This window comes from Synechococcus sp. MU1655 (assembly GCF_023630655.1).
Lineage (GTDB): Bacteria > Cyanobacteriota > Cyanobacteriia > PCC-6307 > Cyanobiaceae > Synechococcus_C.
Window position 1 is genome coordinate 1 of record NZ_JAKUHK010000011.1, and the last position, 16,921, is coordinate 16,921.

At 56.7% G+C, this 16,921-nt stretch carries 22 protein-coding genes and 1 pseudogene; 12 read left to right on the forward strand and 11 right to left on the reverse strand.

Annotation, left to right across the window (positions count from 1 at the left end; translation table 11 throughout):
• Positions 1-416: RNA methyltransferase (locus NCN04_RS01240; protein ID WP_250394922.1), on the reverse strand; the 416-nt coding region annotated here is incomplete at its 3' end.
• A complete protein-coding gene (locus tag NCN04_RS01245) occupies positions 413-802 on the reverse strand; it encodes a c-type cytochrome (protein ID WP_048346212.1) in 390 nt (129 codons plus the stop codon). The genes NCN04_RS01245 and NCN04_RS01240, both read right to left, overlap by 4 nt.
• A gap of 56 nt (positions 803-858) precedes the next feature.
• Here NCN04_RS01245 and petG point away from each other — a divergent pair, with 56 nt between their 5' ends.
• A complete protein-coding gene (gene petG / locus NCN04_RS01250; protein ID WP_071778027.1) occupies positions 859-972 on the forward strand; it encodes a cytochrome b6-f complex subunit V in 114 nt (37 codons plus the stop codon).
• Between the two features lie 10 nt (positions 973-982).
• Here the strand turns inward: petG and rsmD are convergent.
• From rsmD to NCN04_RS01275, 5 genes and pseudogenes are all read right to left on the reverse strand, one after another.
• Positions 983-1,561 (reverse strand): annotated as a pseudogene (gene rsmD, locus NCN04_RS01255) (16S rRNA (guanine(966)-N(2))-methyltransferase RsmD); the annotation flags it as partial.
• Positions 1,519-2,169: an imidazole glycerol phosphate synthase subunit HisH gene (gene hisH / locus NCN04_RS01260; RefSeq protein WP_250394923.1), complete on the reverse strand. Its 651-nt coding sequence runs from the start codon at positions 2,167-2,169 to the stop codon at positions 1,519-1,521. The pseudogene rsmD and the gene hisH, both read right to left, overlap by 43 nt.
• A gap of 41 nt (positions 2,170-2,210) precedes the next feature.
• Positions 2,211-2,534, reverse strand: coding sequence for a thioredoxin (gene trxA / locus NCN04_RS01265; protein WP_011618905.1), 324 nt, complete (start codon positions 2,532-2,534; stop codon positions 2,211-2,213).
• Between the two features lie 195 nt (positions 2,535-2,729).
• A complete protein-coding gene (locus tag NCN04_RS01270) occupies positions 2,730-3,893 on the reverse strand; it encodes a GuaB3 family IMP dehydrogenase-related protein (RefSeq protein ID WP_250394924.1) in 1,164 nt (387 codons plus the stop codon).
• A gap of 60 nt (positions 3,894-3,953) precedes the next feature.
• Positions 3,954-4,673 carry a CAAD domain-containing protein gene (locus NCN04_RS01275; RefSeq protein WP_250394925.1) on the reverse strand — a complete coding sequence of 240 codons (720 nt, stop codon included), beginning with the start codon at positions 4,671-4,673 and terminating at the stop codon, positions 3,954-3,956.
• Positions 4,674-4,756: 83 nt separating this feature from the next.
• Here NCN04_RS01275 and gyrA point away from each other — a divergent pair, with 83 nt between their 5' ends.
• Positions 4,757-7,435 (forward strand): DNA gyrase subunit A, encoded by a 2,679-nt coding sequence (gyrA, locus tag NCN04_RS01280; protein WP_048346216.1) that lies wholly within the window; start codon positions 4,757-4,759, stop codon positions 7,433-7,435.
• Between the two features lie 2 nt (positions 7,436-7,437).
• Positions 7,438-8,670: a lycopene beta cyclase gene (gene crtL, locus NCN04_RS01285; protein WP_250394932.1), complete on the forward strand. Its 1,233-nt coding sequence runs from the start codon at positions 7,438-7,440 to the stop codon at positions 8,668-8,670.
• A gap of 19 nt (positions 8,671-8,689) precedes the next feature.
• Here the strand turns inward: crtL and NCN04_RS01290 are convergent, their stop codons facing one another.
• Positions 8,690-10,264: a glycoside hydrolase family 57 protein gene (locus NCN04_RS01290; RefSeq protein ID WP_048346217.1), complete on the reverse strand. Its 1,575-nt coding sequence runs from the start codon at positions 10,262-10,264 to the stop codon at positions 8,690-8,692.
• Between the two features lie 131 nt (positions 10,265-10,395).
• Here NCN04_RS01290 and NCN04_RS01295 point away from each other — a divergent pair, with 131 nt between their 5' ends.
• Together NCN04_RS01295 and NCN04_RS01300 are read left to right on the forward strand one after the other, a co-directional pair.
• The gene (locus tag NCN04_RS01295) at positions 10,396-12,018 is read left to right on the forward strand and encodes a 2-isopropylmalate synthase (RefSeq protein ID WP_250394926.1); all 1,623 of its coding nucleotides are present in this window, start codon (positions 10,396-10,398) and stop codon (positions 12,016-12,018) included.
• A 10-nt stretch (positions 12,019-12,028) separates the two neighbouring features.
• The gene (locus NCN04_RS01300; RefSeq protein ID WP_250394927.1) at positions 12,029-12,865 is read left to right on the forward strand and encodes a carbohydrate ABC transporter permease; all 837 of its coding nucleotides are present in this window, start codon (positions 12,029-12,031) and stop codon (positions 12,863-12,865) included.
• On the opposite strand, the gene NCN04_RS01305 is transcribed toward NCN04_RS01300, so the two are convergent.
• Positions 12,855-13,220 carry a hypothetical protein gene (locus NCN04_RS01305; RefSeq protein ID WP_250394928.1) on the reverse strand — a complete coding sequence of 122 codons (366 nt, stop codon included), beginning with the start codon at positions 13,218-13,220 and terminating at the stop codon, positions 12,855-12,857. The genes NCN04_RS01300 and NCN04_RS01305 overlap by 11 nt on opposite strands.
• A gap of 107 nt (positions 13,221-13,327) precedes the next feature.
• Here NCN04_RS01305 and NCN04_RS01310 point away from each other — a divergent pair, with 107 nt between their 5' ends.
• Complete coding sequence (locus tag NCN04_RS01310) at positions 13,328-13,573, forward strand: Nif11-like leader peptide family natural product precursor (RefSeq protein ID WP_011618914.1); 246 nt, start codon at positions 13,328-13,330, stop codon at positions 13,571-13,573.
• Positions 13,574-13,660: 87 nt separating this feature from the next.
• On the forward strand, positions 13,661-13,942 hold the full coding sequence (locus NCN04_RS01315; RefSeq protein ID WP_011618915.1) for a 2Fe-2S iron-sulfur cluster-binding protein: 282 nt from the start codon (positions 13,661-13,663) through the stop codon (positions 13,940-13,942).
• Here NCN04_RS01315 and NCN04_RS01320 read toward each other — a convergent pair.
• Positions 13,939-14,145 carry a hypothetical protein gene (locus NCN04_RS01320; protein ID WP_048346220.1) on the reverse strand — a complete coding sequence of 69 codons (207 nt, stop codon included), beginning with the start codon at positions 14,143-14,145 and terminating at the stop codon, positions 13,939-13,941. The genes NCN04_RS01315 and NCN04_RS01320 overlap by 4 nt on opposite strands.
• 95 nt (positions 14,146-14,240) lie before the next feature.
• Positions 14,241-14,711 carry a hypothetical protein gene (locus NCN04_RS01325; protein WP_250394929.1) on the reverse strand — a complete coding sequence of 157 codons (471 nt, stop codon included), beginning with the start codon at positions 14,709-14,711 and terminating at the stop codon, positions 14,241-14,243.
• Positions 14,712-14,867: 156 nt separating this feature from the next.
• On the opposite strand from NCN04_RS01325, the gene NCN04_RS01330 reads away from it, so the two are divergent.
• The 5 genes from NCN04_RS01330 (at position 14,868) to NCN04_RS01350 (ending at position 16,818) form a co-directional block, all read left to right on the forward strand.
• Positions 14,868-15,065, forward strand: a complete 198-nt coding sequence (locus tag NCN04_RS01330; RefSeq protein WP_371190320.1) for a hypothetical protein — start codon at positions 14,868-14,870, stop codon at positions 15,063-15,065.
• A gap of 11 nt (positions 15,066-15,076) precedes the next feature.
• Positions 15,077-15,379 (forward strand): MTH1187 family thiamine-binding protein, encoded by a 303-nt coding sequence (locus tag NCN04_RS01335; protein WP_048346222.1) that lies wholly within the window; start codon positions 15,077-15,079, stop codon positions 15,377-15,379.
• Positions 15,380-15,525: 146 nt separating this feature from the next.
• A complete protein-coding gene (locus NCN04_RS01340) occupies positions 15,526-16,080 on the forward strand; it encodes a hypothetical protein (protein WP_502988734.1) in 555 nt (184 codons plus the stop codon).
• Positions 16,073-16,369 (forward strand): hypothetical protein, encoded by a 297-nt coding sequence (locus NCN04_RS01345; RefSeq protein ID WP_250394931.1) that lies wholly within the window; start codon positions 16,073-16,075, stop codon positions 16,367-16,369. Before NCN04_RS01340 ends, NCN04_RS01345 begins: the two co-directional genes overlap by 8 nt.
• Positions 16,370-16,410: 41 nt before the next feature.
• The gene (locus NCN04_RS01350) at positions 16,411-16,818 is read left to right on the forward strand and encodes a hypothetical protein (protein ID WP_048346224.1); all 408 of its coding nucleotides are present in this window, start codon (positions 16,411-16,413) and stop codon (positions 16,816-16,818) included.
• The last annotated feature ends 103 nt before the right edge of the window (positions 16,819-16,921 follow it).

Consider the following 16,921-nt stretch of genomic DNA (forward strand, 5'->3'; position numbering starts at 1 on the left):
ACATCTCCGGTGTGCAACTTAAAAACCCGATGGCTGATCAGGAGTTCGTCATTGGAGAGCCCTCGATCCTCCCTTCCAAACACCAGGGCCGAGCGCAGGCCTTGCGTCCTGGCCGATTGAATCCAGGGCGCGATCTCCTCGGGTGATTGCAGGGGGATCTCGCCGTGATCGATCCGCCCGCAGCTGGCTACCACCTGATGACAATCCGCGACGGCCTCGATCAACGAGGGAAAAATCGCGGCGTCTTGAAGAACGGCATCACCGTGGACGGCCATGCGCACAGCCTCTGGATCACCTGGATCACAACGGGGTGCCACCAGCCTGAGATCTTGAATGTTGTAGTTGGCACACAATCGGGCCACGCTGCCCACATTGAGAGGTCCCGCTGGCTCGACCAGCACCACAGCCAATGTCAAGAGAGTGTTTTGAGATAGGCGAGCAGGTCAGCCATGTTTTGAGGCTCGATTTCAAAGCGGGGCATGGGTGGTGTTTCACCACTCACCACCTGGTGAATGATCTGCATGTCCTTACGCCGATCACTGACGCCTTTCAAGCTCGGTCCAACCAGTCCCTGGGCTGCGATGCCATGACATCCGGCGCAATTGATGCGGAACATCTGACCGCCGTGCTGCTCCGATCCTTCCAGGGCAAGAGTTGCTTTGGTGTATGGATCTTGTCGCGTGTTGCCCAGCATCCAGACCAACAACACGATGCAAGCCATTGCCGCGAGAACGGTAAGGGCCGCGATGAGCCCTCGACTCCGCTCTGGGATTGCTGCAGCAGTTGATGACGGTGCCGTCACAGAAGAGACCAGATTATGAAACAATTGTGCTTGATCTTTTCATTGCGCGCGACGGCATGATCGAACCCCTTCTTTGCGGCATTGTGTTGGGTTTGATCCCGATCACCCTGATGGGGTTGTTTGTTGCCGCTTGGAATCAGTACCGCCGGGGTAGTGCTCTGGGGGGCTGAGTAGCAACAGGGCGCTTGTTCCATACCGGCGTTGATCCATCACCCGCCAGGGCGCCGGTGGGGTCAATTGTTGATGGCGGGCGTGTTCACAAATCACCAATCCCTGGCTGCTCACCCAGTTGCCCTCAAGCAATGCAAGCAAGGTTGGTTCATAAAGGTCTGATCCATAGGGAGGATCGAAATAGACAACATCGAAGGCGGTTAGGGCGCTTGGACGGCCCGTTTTAAGCCAGCTCACCAGATCTCGACGGATCACTTCAATGGCAGGAGAGGGTGATCGCCCTCCCGCGATCATCACGAGATTGTCTCGGCAGATGGATGCTGTTTTGGGATCCTTCTCCACGGCCCAAACCCTGCTCACGCCGCGTTCGATCGCTTCGCACCCCATGACGCCGCTGCCGCTACAAAGGTCGAGCCAGGAGGCATCCTGCAGCTCTGAGGCGAGCATGTTCATCACTGCTTCGCGGACACGGGCTGTGGTGGGTCTGGTGTTGGTTCCAACAGGACTGCGTAAGCGACGGCCTCCGCTGAGACGTAGCAGGCCGCTCACGGCATCAACGGAGCGCCCTGGTGCAGCCATTCCAGCCATCTCGACAGCAAATGCTGCCCTGTAAGGGCCGATTTCTCAGGGTGAAATTGACAGGCCCCCAGCCGTTTGCGCCAAACCGCAGCCGTGGCATGACCTGATCCGAATTCCACGCTTGCAGCTCGATCCTGAGTGTCCTCGGGCACAGCGGCAAATGAATGAACGAAATACATCCATTCAGCGCTGGACGGATCTGGAAGAAGGGGTGAGGGGCGATCGATCTGCAGCCTTCCCCAGCCCATGTGAGGGATGCGCTCTCCCTGCTCCTTGGGAAGCTGTTTGACACGTCCAGGGAGCAAGCCAAGACCCTTGCGTTGGCCTTCCTCGCTGGACTCAAACAACAGCTGTAAACCTAAGCAAATTCCAAGGAGTGGACGATCTGCTTTGTTCCAAGCAATCAATTTAGGAATCAGCCCTGTGGCTTCTAAGCGATCCATCGCTGGATCAAAGGCGCCCACCCCAGGAAGGATCAAGGCCTGACAGCCTTCTAAATCCCCAGGATGTTGCACAGCCTTGAGGGAACTCCCCAAGCGCTTAAAACAGGTTTGAACAGAAAAAAGATTCCCCATGCCGTAATCGATCAGTCCAATGGTCTGAACTGAACGAGACATGGGGATCAGTTGCAATGCGAATGGAGAAGACCAGCTACGGGTCAGAGATGCTTCGAAATCGTGCCGGAGAGCGTGGCTTTGGGAACTGCGCCTACGACGGTGTCAACCTTCTGACCGCCCTTGAACACCATCAACGTAGGGATGCTACGAATCCCGTACTGGCTAGCGACGTTCGGGTTCTCGTCGGTATTGAGCTTGAAGACTTTGATTTTGCCTTCGAATTCCTTGGAGATCTCGTCAACAATTGGAGCCACCATGCGGCAAGGGCCACACCAGGGAGCCCAGAAGTCAACTAAGACCGGAACGTCACTTTGAAGGACATCCTGTTCAAAGGATGCGTCGGTTACAGCGGTAGCGCTGGACATTCCATTTGTCGTCGTTACCAAGTGAATTTAGCAACCACTTCCCAAGTTTTCTCGGAATCTTTGGGGGCTCTACAGATCTGTGACGGTTTTGGGTCGAGCTGCGAGCCGTCAGGTGAAGACAGAAAGCCCGAACGCGTCGGGCCGGGGGGTGTGAGGAGTGTGTGGGCCGCAGCCCGCACATCCTGAGATTAATGCTTATTTCCCCATTCCTAATTGTTGGGCTTTTTGATACACCTTGCCTTCTGTGAGCAGTGATGGCGCCACCACCACTTCAACCTTCTGCATTTCCTTGATGGTGCGTGCTCCAAGAGTGCCCATCGATGTCTTCAGGCAACCGAGCAAGTTGTGGGTTCCATCATCAAGTTTGGCTGGACCTCGCAGGATGCGTTCGAGGCTGCCGGTGCTGCCAACGTTGATTCGAGTGCCCCGAGGTAGCACTGGGCTTGGAGTGGCCATCCCCCAGTGGAATCCACGGCCTGGTGCCTCTTCTGAGCGGGCGATGGGCGATCCAATCATCACGGCATCAGCACCACAGGCGATGCACTTGCAGATGTCACCACCGGTGACGATTCCTCCATCAGCCACGATCGGGACGTAGCGACCGCTTTCCTTTTCATAGTCAGAGCGTGCAGCGGCGCAATCGGCAACAGCGGTGGCTTGGGGAATGCCGACTCCGAGGACACCACGGGAGGTGCAAGCTGCACCAGGGCCAATCCCCACCATGACGCCTGCAGCACCAGCGCGCATGAGTTGCAGGGCGACTTCGTAGGTGACGCAATTGCCGATGACCACGGGCACACCCATGTCGCGGCAAAGCGTTTCCAAATTGAGGGTCTCTTGCCCTTCGGGACCGATGTGATCGGTGGAGACCACGGTGGCTTGGACAAAAAACAGATCGGCCCCCGCCTCTGCAATTGCCTTGCCAAAGCGCAAGGCCGCCACTGGGGTGCCGCTCACAGCCGCAATTCCGCCCTGAGATTTGATCGCTTCAATTCGCTTGCGAATCAGACTTTCCTGAACGGGTTGGCTGTAGATCTCTTGCATCAACGGCACAAATTCGTCCTTGCCGACGGATGTGATGCGATCCAAGGCCTCGGTGGGGTCCTCATAGCGGGTCTGAATTCCCTCCAGATTCAAGACGCCAAGAGCTCCGAGTTGGGAGAGATGTACCGCCATTCCCACGTCCACCACCCCGTCCATCGCGCTGGCGATGATCGGGATTTCTCGTTCAATTCCTCCCAGTGACCAGCTGGTGTTGGTGACCTCCGGATCAACCGTGCGACCCCCTGGCACCAAGGCGATCTCATCGATGCCATAGGCCCGGCGAACAACTTTGGAGCGTCCGAGCTGAATGTCCACCGCTAGTCGTACTAAAGATCAGCACAAACTACCAACTGGTCATGCATTGCGTGGCAGTGATCAGGGTCGAACCGAGCCCCTGAAGGCGGACCAAATGCTGCTCAGATTTGCAAGCAGAGCTTTTCTTTCTTCGCTGCGAATCAGTCGTGTCACGGAGAACCAAATCATCCAACCCAGGCCTACCAGTTCAAACAATCTTGGAGCGAGAGGGATGGTGCCAATCGCCGCTAAGACTCCGCTGTAAATCCTGATGAGCAGGGTCAACGCAATCAAGCCAACGACCAAAAACAGGGGCCTGCGGGAGCGTTGCCAGAGGTCAACAAGGTTGTTGTCATCCCACCACTGCCGGACTTTGGAGCTGAGTAGGTCCCATTCCCCACCCTCGCTGGAGTTGTCGTCGGTACTGGATGAGGTTGTGGCTGCAACCTGGATGCGCTCAGCGATCGCTTCGGATGCTGCTGGCTCGGCTTCTGCTGGCTCGGCTTTTGCTGGCGCGTCTTCTGTGGGCTCGGCGGCTGCGGGTGTTGAATGCGATGCGACGACAGGATCCTGAGTTGTCACAGGGTCTGGTGCTTTGTTTTCGGATTGAAGCGGGGTTGTTGCGTTAGCGACTACGGGATCGGTTGGTACTGGAGCGGCTGCTGCTTCGCCTGATTCGATCGGCTCGGTACTTTTGATCTCCATCGATGGACTGGAGTCAGAGGATGCCGGATTGATCGGATCGGTTTCCATGGCTTCAGCAGCACTTAGCGAGTTGCGCAAGCTTAAGGGCGTTGTCACGTGCTGTTTTGAAGACGCAGCAAAAGCTGACGTTTTGCATCTTCCTTCTCGCGATAAGCTGACTTAAGGCAAATAGGTCTTGTATGGCGGATCCAGTGGGACCCGGCAGCGGCGGTCCCGGCGAATCCGACGATCGGATCATCCAGACAGATTTGCGCAACGAGATGTCGCGCTCCTATCTGGAGTACGCGATGAGCGTGATCGTTGGGCGTGCGCTACCCGACGCTCGAGATGGTCTCAAACCTGTGCACCGGCGAATTTTGTACGCCATGTACGAGCTTGGGCTCACCAGCGATCGGCCCTACCGCAAGTGTGCCCGTGTGGTGGGTGAGGTGCTGGGTAAGTACCACCCTCACGGTGATACGGCCGTTTATGACGCGCTCGTGCGCATGGCCCAGGATTTCTCGATGTCCATGCCGCTTATCGATGGCCATGGAAATTTCGGCTCGGTCGACAACGATCCACCTGCTGCCATGAGGTACACGGAATCGCGGTTGCAGGCGCTCACCACCGACAGCCTTCTCGAAGATATCGAGGCTGAAACGGTTGACTTCGCCGACAATTTCGATGGCTCGCAGCAAGAACCCACCGTTCTGCCATCGCGGATTCCCCAGCTTCTTCTCAATGGATCAGCAGGGATTGCGGTGGGCATGGCCACCAATATTCCCCCGCACAACCTTGGAGAGCTGATTACGGGTTTGTTGGCCTTGATCCGAAACCCTGAGATCACGGATCAGGAGCTGATGGCTCTGATCCCTGGACCTGACTTCCCCACCGGCGGACAAATTCTGGGTCGCAGCGGAATTCGTGAGACCTACCTCACCGGGCGCGGCTCGGTGACGATGCGAGGGGTTGCTGGTATCGAAACGATCGAGGCGCCCGGTCGCCCGGATCGTGATGCGGTGGTGATCACGGCCCTGCCTTACCAAACGAATAAGGCGGCGATGATTGAACGCATCGCTGAGATGGTCAACGACAAGAAGCTGGAAGGTATTTCCGATATTCGCGATGAGAGTGATCGCGATGGCATGCGCGTTGTGGTGGAGCTGCGTCGCGATGCTTATCCGCAGGTGGTGCTGAACAATCTCTATAAACTCACCCCACTTCAGAGCAATTTCAGCGCCCACATGCTGGCGTTGGTCAACAGTGAGCCGATTTTGCTCACATTGCGCAAGATGCTCGAGGTGTTCCTCGACTTCAGAGTTGAGACGATTGAACGTCGTACGCGCTATTTGCTGCGGAAGGCTGAAGAGCGCGATCACATCCTCTTGGGCTTGCTCCTGGCCCTGGACCAACTCGATCCGATCATTGCCCTGATTCGTGCAGCACCCGATACGGCAACAGCGCGCACGCAGTTGCAGGAGCTCCATGGCCTGTCTGCTGTGCAAGCAGATGCCATCTTGCAGATGCAACTCCGGCGTCTGACTGCTTTAGAGGCTGACAAAATCCGCCTTGAGCATGAGGATTTGGTCACCAAGATCGCCGACTACAAGGACATTCTTGGCCGCAGGGAGCGGGTCTTCGGAATCATTGAAGATGAACTGGGGCAGCTGCGAGATCGCCACGCCGTTCCTCGCCGCACCGAGATCCTTGATCTTGCTGGTGGCCTGGAAGACATCGATCTGATCGCTAATGAGCGTTCTGTGGTGCTTCTTACCGAAACCGGATATCTCAAACGGATGCCGGTCAGTGAATTTGAAGCCACCAGTCGCGGCACCCGAGGCAAGGCCGGTACGCGCAGTCAAGGAGAAGAAGCGGTCAAGTTGTTCATTGGCTGCAACGACCACGACACCTTGTTGCTGTTCAGCGATCGGGGTGTGTCCTATGCCGTTCCTGCTTATCGCGTTCCCCAGTGCAGCAGGACTGCAAAGGGCACTCCGATTGTGCAGCTGTTGCCGATCCCTCGGGAAGAAGCGATTACGTCCTTGTTGGCCGTGTCGGAGTTCAACGATGACACCGACTTGTTGATGCTCACCACCGGTGGATACATCAAGCGCACCAGGCTTTCGGCCTTCAGCAACATCCGCTCCAACGGTTTGATTGCCATTGGTTTGGAAGAGGGTGATGCCCTCACATGGGTGCGGCTTGCTGTGCCAGGAGACAGCGTCTTGATTGGCTCACGGGCGGGAATGACGATTCACTTCCGGCTCAGTGATAACGAGTTGCGGCCCCTAGGCCGAACAGCTCGTGGTGTGCGCTCGATGAATTTGCGAGAGGGCGACAGCTTGGTAAGTATGGATGTACTGCCGGTGGAGTTGGCTGATCAAATCGCTGCCAGTGTCGATGAGGACGTCGAGGGAAGTGATGGCGGCGAAACCGCTGCAGCCGAGGGCCCTTGGGTCCTGGTGGCCTCGGCCTCCGGTTTAGGGAAACGGGTGCCGGTGACCCAGTTCCGTTTGCAGAAACGGGCTGGGATGGGGCTGCGCGCCATGAAGTTCCGCACCGATGCCGATGAGCTTGTGGGTTTGCGGGTGCTGGGAGCCGGAGAGGAGCTGCTGCTGGTGAGTGAAAAGGGAGTGATTGTGCGCACTGGCGCTGATGCCATTCCCCAGCAATCCCGCGCAGCTACTGGCGTTCGCTTGCAGCGGCTGGATAAGGGCGACCGTTTAGCCGATGTGGTGCTGGTTCCACCTGAGGCCGAAACGGATGACGACACCGAATCCGATTCCGCCGGTGACCCCAACAGCGATACCGCACCTGACGTTGTTGCTGAACAGGCACCCACTCCAGAAGAGTCGTCTGACCCATCAGCTGAGGGTTGACCTTGGCCGATTGTGCGGATGTTTTGGTGATTGGGGGCGGTCCTGCCGCCCTTTGCATCAGCTCAGAGCTACATCGGCGCGGGGTTTTGGTCGAGGGAATTGCACCGAATTCGGTGGAGGCACCTTGGCCGAACACCTATGGGATCTGGGCAAAGGAACTGGAGCTGTTGGGTCTCGAACATTTGCTCGAGCACCGCTGGAGCAACACGGTGAGTTTTTATGGCGCTGGTGGCTCGGACTCAGAAGATCAACCCACGCCCCATGGGATGGATTACGGGCTGTTTGATCGCCAAAAGCTTCAGGAGCATTGGCTGGGGTATTGCCAGGGCATGACCTGGCATCAAGACCGTGTTGAGCGCATCGAGTTGCAGGGTGCTGTCACCAGCGTGCATTGCGCATCGGGGTTGCAGCTTATGGCTCGGGTGGTGATCGATGCCTCAGGGCATCGCAGTTCCCATATTCGTCGGCCAGATCAGGGGCCAGTGGCTGGCCAGGCTGCCTATGGCGTGGTGGGTCGCTTCAGCAAGCCTCCGGTCGACCAAGGCCGCTTTGTGTTGATGGATTTTCGCTGTGATCACCTCACTGCGGAGCAACGCAACGAGCCCCCCACCTTCTTGTATGCGATGGATTTCGGTGACGGGGTGTTTTTTGTGGAGGAAACGTCGCTGGCCTTGGCACCGGCTGTCTCTGAGGCTGTGTTGAAGCAGCGATTAACACAACGTCTAGCCAACGCGGATGTGGAAATCACTGAGGTCATGGAGGTAGAGCATTGCTTGTTCCCGATGAATTTGCCGCTGCCGGATTTCAATCAACCGTTGGTTGCCTTCGGCGGCGCGGCGAGCATGGTGCATCCAGCCTCGGGCTACATGCTGGGGGCTTTGCTTCGTCGTGGACCTGGATTGGCGGATGCCCTGGCCGCGGCACTGAAGCAACAACCCAGGCTTGGTTCAGCAGAGTTGGCTCGTCTTGGTTGGCAGGCGCTGTGGCCTTGGGAATTGGTGCTTCGTCACCGCTTATTTCAGTTTGGGCTGGGCCGCTTGATGGGTTTCGATGAACAATTACTGCGCCGACACTTCACCAGTTTTTTTCAATTGCCCCAAGAGGAGTGGAGCGGTTTTCTCACCAACACGTTGCCCCTACCTCGCTTGATGGGTGTGATGCTGCGCCTCTTTGCGATTTCGCCTTGGGATGTTCGGAGAGGGTTGGTGCTTGGGGCGCCCGCGAAGTCGTCTTGATCTCTTGATGAGTTGTTGTTTAGCTGTTAATTGCCACGCGTTTCCAATCAGCAGGCTGAATCAAGGGGAACAGAGAATCTTCCGCCTCCACGTCACTTAGCCAAGCGTCGTTCATCCTGTCTCGGCCATCGATGCAGGCCATCAAGGTCCAGAACCGTTCCAGGTGCCGCTTGATGCGTTCTTTGGCTAAGTCGGTTGTGGTTCCCGCCCGAAGGATGAAGCTCCAGTCCGACGACTGTGCGAGCAGCAGTTCGCGGCCCGCTTGATCGAGCATGCGCATGCCGATTTCACTTCCCACCCCACGACTGCAGCGCTCTTTCATCGCTCGTCCAGCACGGCTCCACTCCGGAATGATCCAGGCGTTGCTTTCGTTGAGCCAATAATCGTGAAATCCCCCCTGTCCCCAGCTGGAAGGGGAGGGATCGCAGATTTGCAGGTTGGGTTGTTGGTCGAGCACGCCACGCAGGGTGGTGAACCTCACTTGCTGCTCCGGTCCTTGGCGGAAGAGCTCAGCCAGAAACGATGGACCCTCGAACCACCAATGTCCAAACAATTCAGCATCGAAGGGTGCCACCAACAACGGGGCGTTATCCATGCGCTCTTCAAGGGCTTCGAGTTGGAGGCGCCGCCCCTCCAGGTAATGCTTGGCATGGTCTGTTGTGCGGGCCTGAGCGAGCTCAGGTTCATAGGGCTGTTTGGCCTCAAGCGGAGCCCGTTGATCACTCACGCGATGCAGTTTGAGGCCGAGGGGGCGTTGGGTGGGTAAGCCAAAGGATTCGATCTGTTCTTGCGGCAGATCCCAGCCCAGATCGCGGTGGAATTCGCGGTAGGCGGGATCACCGGGGTAGCCATCGCGAGCAGACCAGACCGGCAGCGTTGCGTCACTGTCCCGCCCGAAAAAGGCCACACCGTTGCGGCTGCAGATCGGGGCGTAGACCCCATACCTCGGCCTTGGTTTGGCGTGGAGAAGTCCGTGGCCATCGAGCACCGCGTAGCGCAGTCCGGCATCGCGCATCCAGCGATCCAGCCCCTCGTAATAGGCGCATTCCGGCAGCCAGATCCCTAGAGGCTGTTCGCCGATCAGGCGTTGGTGCTCGCGGACTGCCGTGCGCAACTGGGCCCGCACCGCTTCTGGATGTTCTCGCAGCAGTGGCAAGTAGCCGTGGGTTGCCCCGCAGGTGAGCAGGTCGAGCAATCCTTGTCGTTGCAGGGCTCGGAAACGGCTGATCAGATCACCATTGCTGTTCTGCCAGCTCAGGAGATAGCGCTCAAAGCAGCTCTGCAGATGCACGGCAGCTGCTTTGCGATCGCTGGGGGCCTGTTGCAGCAGCAGCAAACGTGATTGAACCCAGCTTGGGAAGCGTTTGTGGAGTGTGTTGTCTGCAAGCAGCGACAACAGGGTCGGTGAGATCCCCATTGTGAGGCGTGCTTGCTGGGCAGGGTCGCTCGCCGCAGACTCCAACATCTCCAAAAGTGGGAGATAACACTCGACAAGCGCTTGAAAAAACCAGTCTTCTTCGAGCGAGTTCGCCTCGCTTGCCCGCACGTAAGGAAGGTGCGCATGGAGAACAAGGGCTAGTGCTCCTTGGGCCAATGCTCACTCTCTCTGTTAGTCATTTGAATGTACCGGCATTTCTCCCTAAAACAGCCGGCTCGTAACGCCCGTCTCGCTTAGAGTGGCGTAACTCATAGTCATTCCGACTAAAACCCTTCGAGGCTTTAGCCATGGCCAAGGATCCAGGTCGCGTTTTGATCTTCGACACCACTCTTAGAGATGGTGAACAATCCCCAGGGGCCAGCCTCAATCTTGAGGAGAAGCTTGCGATTGCCCAGCAACTGGCCCGTCTTGGCGTGGATGTCATCGAGGCTGGATTCCCGTTTGCGAGTCATGGAGATTTCGCTGCTGTGCAGCGCATTGCCCAACAGGTTGGTGGTGAAAATGGCCCGATCATCTGTGGTTTGGCCCGCGCCTCTCGCGGCGACATCAAGGCCTGCGCTGACGCTGTTGCACCGGCCCCTAAACGACGCATCCATACCTTTATTGCCACCAGTGATATCCACCTCGAACACAAGTTGCGCAAGAGCCGTAAAGATGTGCTCGGCATCGTTCCAGAGATGGTGGCCTACGCCCGCTCCTTTGTGGATGACGTTGAATTTTCTTGTGAAGACGCGGGTCGCAGCGACCCTGAGTTTTTGTACGAGGTGATCGAAGCGGCCATCGCTGCTGGTGCTAGCACCGTGAACATTCCAGACACGGTGGGCTACACCACCCCCTCCGAATTTGGGAATTTGATTGCTGGTATCAATCAGCATGTGCCAAACATTGATGACGCGGTGATTTCCGTGCATGGCCACAACGATCTTGGGCTGGCAGTTGCCAATTTCCTAGAGGCCGTGAAATCGGGGGCGCGTCAGCTGGAGTGCACCGTGAATGGCATCGGCGAACGCGCCGGTAACGCTGCTTTGGAAGAGCTTGTGATGGCGATGCATGTGCGCCGGCGCTATTTCAATTCCTTCTTTGGACGTGAGGAGGATTCACCAACCCCGCTCACTGCAGTGCGTACGGAGGAAATCACGAAGACCTCTCGCCTGGTCTCCAATCTCACCGGAATGGTGGTGCAACCTAATAAGGCGATTGTGGGTGCCAATGCCTTCGCTCATGAATCGGGAATCCATCAAGACGGTGTGCTGAAAAACCGGCTCACCTACGAAATCGTTGATGCGCGCACGGTTGGGCTCACCGATAATCGGATCTCGTTGGGCAAGCTCAGCGGCCGCAGCGCTGTTCGGGCCCGCCTCGAAGAGCTCGGCTATGACCTCAGCCGTGAGGACCTTGATGATGCCTTTGCCCGCTTCAAGGACCTTGCTGATCGCAAGCGGGAAATTACCGACCGCGATCTCGAATCGATCGTCAGCGTTCAGGTGCAACAACCAGATGCCAAATATCAGCTCAAGCTGGTGCAGGTGAGCTGTGGCAGCAGTCTTCAGCCAACAGCCACGGTGACCCTTGCCGATGAGAACGGCCAGGAGCAAACCGCAGCTTCTGTTGGTACCGGACCGGTGGATGCCGTTTGCCGTTCTCTCAACCAACTGGCAGGTGAGCCCAATGAATTGGTGGAGTTTTCTGTGAAGTCGGTCACAGAAGGCATTGATGCCATGGGTGATGTCACCATTCGACTGCGTCGAGATGGCCAGCTCTATTCCGGTCATTCCGCGCATACGGATGTGGTGGTGGCCGCCGCTGAAGCCTTTGTGAATGCTCTGAATCGTCTGGTTGCAGGAACAGCAGGACCCACTATTCATCCGCAACGGGATATGGCTGCGCTGGATTCAAGCCCTGTTCATTAATTAGGGCCCCATGTCGCTCAAATCCACCCTGCGTCCAGCTCCCCTGCTGCAGCTGTTGCTGTTGATCCTGCTGGCACTTGCTGTGCTGGTTCCGCTTCTATGGCTGGTGAGCACGTCTTTGAAAGGCCCTGCTGAGGACATCTTCACGAGCCCGCCTTCGCTCTTTCCGACCCAGCCCAGCCTCGATGCCTACGGGAGGCTGTTTCGTGATAACCCGCTTTGGACCTACATCGTCAACAGCTCAGTTGTCAGCTTCCTTGCAGTGGTGGCGAATCTTCTGTTCTGCTCCCTGGCGGCTTACCCCCTGGCGCGTATGCGCTTTTTTGGTCGGGGGCTTGTCTTGGCCCTTGTGGTGGCAACGATTCTCATCCCTTTCCAGGTGGTGATGATTCCGTTGTATCTACTGATGGTTCAGCTTGGCTTGCGCAACACCCTGATCGCCCTTGTGATTCCTCAGGCGGCAACCGCCTTTGGGCTGTATCTCTTGCGTCAAAGCTTTCTTGGTGTCCCCGTTGAGCTGGAAGAAGCTGCACGCATCGATGGTTGCAGCAAGCTCGGCGAATGGTGGAACGTGATGATTCCTGCCGCTAAGGCGGATCTGATCACCCTGGCGATGTTCGTGTTTATCGGTACCTGGAGTGACTTCCTCTGGCCCTTGGTGATCCTGGATGATCCAGCTCTGTTCACCTTGCCGCTAGGACTGCAGCAATTGGCCAGCAGTTTTTCTCTTGATTGGCGGATTGTTGCGGCCGGCTCTGTGGTGTCGATCCTTCCCGTGTTGGTGATGTTTGTGCTGCTTCAGCGTTTCATTCTTCCCAGTGCCAGTGGGGATGCGGTTAAGGGATAGGGATGAAGTCCATCGATGGTGGCGGCGTCGGCTCTGAGCGCTGCATCCGTTGCCGTTCTTGCATGCGCCATCGCTGCTGGGCTCGCTTCATGTCTCCAATTTGTGTTTCGAGTGATTGTTGGCGGCGTTGCAGGAACTCCAGTTGTTCCTCCATCAGGCTGGTGTTGTTCACCTCAGTGTGTTGCTGCTCAAGCTCATGAAGTTGACGTCGAAGGGCGCGTATGGCTTCGGTTTGATGACGGAATCCCTGCCAAAGTCCCAGGAATAACAGGGTGAGCATTGGTAGGGCCACCGCTTCGATGACACGCCATCGGGAACCCATGGTGAGCGAGAAGGCTTTTTCTTGTCTGAGCATGATGCTGACTTCAGGCTGACTGTGCCTGAAACGGTGTCAGGTTGTTGCGGGCTGAACCTTGAAAGGGTGGGGCGCTGGTGTAAATCAAGTTCAGTTGCCCCTGGGCTATGTCGCTGCAAGATCTCGATCAATTGCTTGGCTCACGTCATGACGATCCGGATTTGGCAGCGCAACTTGCCCAGCCATTGCCGTTGGAGGAGTTGATCACTCTGGCCCAATCGCGTGGTCTCACGATCACCGAAGACGATGTCTTTCAGGCTCAGCAACGTGAGCAAACCAATGCCAGTGCCGCCGATCTCCAACAGCAAATGGCTCCTGAGTCTCGCCGGCTGAGGCACTTCATTCCAGGGTGATGCTCGCGATTAAGCGTTAAGGATCTCTGACGATCCAAGACTGTGCACTCAAACCTCGTTATCAAGAAGCTGATCTCTTATTGAGTCATGGCTTCTTTCACAATCAGCATCGAGGGTGGATCCAGCTTTAGTTGCGCCGATGATCAATACATCCTTGATGCAGCCGAGGAGCAAGGCATTGATCTGGCCTATTCCTGTCGAGCTGGTGCGTGCAGCACATGCGCTGGAAAGATCCTCAAAGGAAGCGTTGATCAGGCTGATCAAAGCTTTTTGGATGACGATCAGATGTCGAAGGGGTTGTCCTTGCTTTGTGTGAGCTATCCCCTCAGCGATTGTTTGATCAAAACCAGCGTCGAGGATGAGCTCTAAGCGAGTTTGACCACGTCAGGCGTTTCTCCATGGGTCTGGCCGATTAATAAGGCGTGGTTCACAGCCCCTTCATGGCTGTGATAGTTCCAAGCCGCTTCCACGCTGGACACCCCTTCAATCGACTGGGTTTGATGATTCAGGCTCAAGTAGCTGCCAGTGCAGTTTTCACGCAGTACGTAGCGTTCAGCAGCAGGGGCTCTCATGGAATTTTCACTCAAGGCTTAATTCCGGGTTAGCGGTGGCCGCTGCTCGATCTTTCGGCCTACAGGTTTTCCTTTGTTTTCAGCCCTTGTCATTGTTACGGAGCCTCGTTTGCCTCCTGGCTGTCTCTTGAATTGTGATCTGTGAAGGCAGAGCGGCGGGTCCAGATCAACCCCTCAGGGGCCTGTGCTTGGCTCTGATAACCCCCGTTCCTAAACCAGGGCTCGTTGACCGCCTTAAAACAGCTGGGATCGAGTCCCCAGGTGTTTTCGAGGTAGTCGGCACATGTCTGTTCTGATGCTGGATCGTTCTGTTGCCAGTGCACCAAAGAGAGCAGTGTTGGCCGAATCGTTACGACAGCAATCTTCCCTGTGGGTGCTGTTTCCGGGTCTGGCTCGACCCATTCTTCGACCCGTTCTTTCGCCACAAACAAGCGCAATGCACTGCTGGAATCGCGACCGTCTAGGGGGTATTTGTCGAGATAGAGGCGTCGCGCACGTTTGAACAGGGCCGAAGGCGCGCGTGCCATCAGTTGTTCAAAGGCGACTAGGAGTTTTGGGTGGCTCATCGTGAGCTGAACGTGACGTTTCGGCTGTCTTCTAGCTTCGTCTTTGATTCTGTCGCACAGAAGTGGAAGACTGGGGACAGATGCGTGATTGGAACATTGTCAAAACTTGTTCGTTCTTTATATCGATTGATTGCTTTGGATGGCAGTCCTCATCCTGTGCTTGACGCTCCCTATGAATCGATGGATGCCGCTGAAGCGGCGGCCCAGAGCTGGTGTTCTGGTCAGGGGCGTGATCTCTCCATTCAGCAGCGTGGGATCGGCTTGGAGGTGCAAACAAGCTGTGGCGCTTGGAGAACGATTCGCTACCCCCAGGCCTGTCTTCGTGATGGAGGAGAGAACACCTCGGTCCATTGAGCTCGAATGCCATGAATGTGAGCGTGGATCTCTGTGTTGTGCCTGTGGGCCTTGAAGGTTCGCTGGCGCCGTGGGTGGCGATCTGTCATGAGCTGATCAAAGAGTCGGGGCTTGAGTACGAGCTCGGGCCCAATGGAACGGCGATTGAGGGGGACTGGGATGCAGTGTTTGCTTGCGTGAAGCGCTGTCATGAGCGCCTGCATGGCGAGGGGGTGCCGAGGATTCACACCACTCTTCGCCTCAATACGCGAGTGGATCGCGAGCAGTCGTTCCGCGACAAAGTCCCCAGCGTTGAGCGTTTGATCCAGCACTGACAGTGTTTGCACGTTTGGGCCTTGCCTGTCTGACGTTGGGTCAGGGCAGGGGATTGGGTCTGGCGCAAATCTGTAGATCCGAAACCGTGCATTCTCATTTATCTCTCCTGTGTCTTGAATGAGATCAGGCGTCGGCTGGGTCGTTGATGTGGCAATCCGTTCTTCGTTCCTCGTGGCTGGTTCTCGTTGTGATGGGGGCCCCTTGGATGGGGGCAAGCTCGCTTGGAACTCCAGTGAATGCCCAGTCATGGGCTGATATCGGTAGCTATTCCTCTCTTCTGCGGCGGGCAGGTACGCAAACCTTGGTGGCCAAAGACTGCCCCCCTGGGCTCTTTGGTGCCTTTCATACCGGACGCAATGTCTTGCTCTTGTGCTCGAACAACCTTCAGAACGATCCTGCTCACGTTTGGACTGTGCTGGCCCATGAATCAGCGCACGTGATGCAGCATTGTCAACAGGGGCCTCTCTTGCCAGATCATCTGATTGGCAGCGCCCTTGCCCAGATCGCGAAGCAATCGTTGAGTTCGTTTCAGGAATTGCGGTTGTATCACCAGTCCCAGCGCCGCGATGAAATTGAGGCAAGGCTGGTGCAGGGATTACCGATGGCTGAAGTCAAGGCATTGTTTCGAGGCTTTTGTGGCGATCGCTTGAGGCGACTTGCTCCCAAGAGCTCTGCTGCAGCGGGGTTAGGCGATGGATGAGGACGCACCGATCACGCCTATTACGGGTCCCAATATCGATGCAGAGGGCCGTCTGACCTACATGGGGGAAGACGGACGTCGTTATGTGGTGATGGATGGTGATGAACGGGATGAAACCTCCTCAGCCGCTGTCATGGAGGCACTGCGTAGTGCTGGCCCTTTGTTTGAGGAAATCGAAACGCTCTGCCAGGGCTGGGTGGATGAGGTTAGTGACGCTGCCTTAACCAGGGCAGAAGCGATTGCCTTGCTGCTCGCCACCCTTGAGACTTTGCTGGATGACGAGAACTGACACTCCGGTGTTTACGGTGGCAATTCCTGGTCTGATCTTCGATGGGTCCCAAGTTGCCCGGCTATTGGTTGATGACCTGGCTTGGACTAATCGGGAATTTACTGGCATTGCCAGTCATTGGTCTTGTTGCTTTCCGCACATCCAGCCTTCAGGCCGCCACGATCAGCGTGGCATTCGCGTTGGCCTGGCCTGCGGCAATCGTTGGGATCGTGGCCTCTGCTGGTTTGCTCTGTGAGCGTCACTGGGGCGTGATTTTGGCCATCGTCTCGTTGTCGATGGCTTTGGCTGGATCTCTGCCCTACGGCATTGTGCGCCTCTCTTTGCTGGCATTTGGAGGTGGCGAACAAGCGATTGTGTTGGGGGTGGCTTCGATTGTGTTGGGCGTCCTCAATGTGATGGTCTTGCTTTATTGGTGTCGTCCGGGCCATCGACGTGGTGGTCGCCTCTAAGCGATGTCCGAGGCATCGGAATCTTCTGAAGAACGATCCCTCGCAGGGCTTTGGGTTCATGTCTGGCATCCTCATTTTTTGGTGGTCGAGAAGCCTTCCGGTT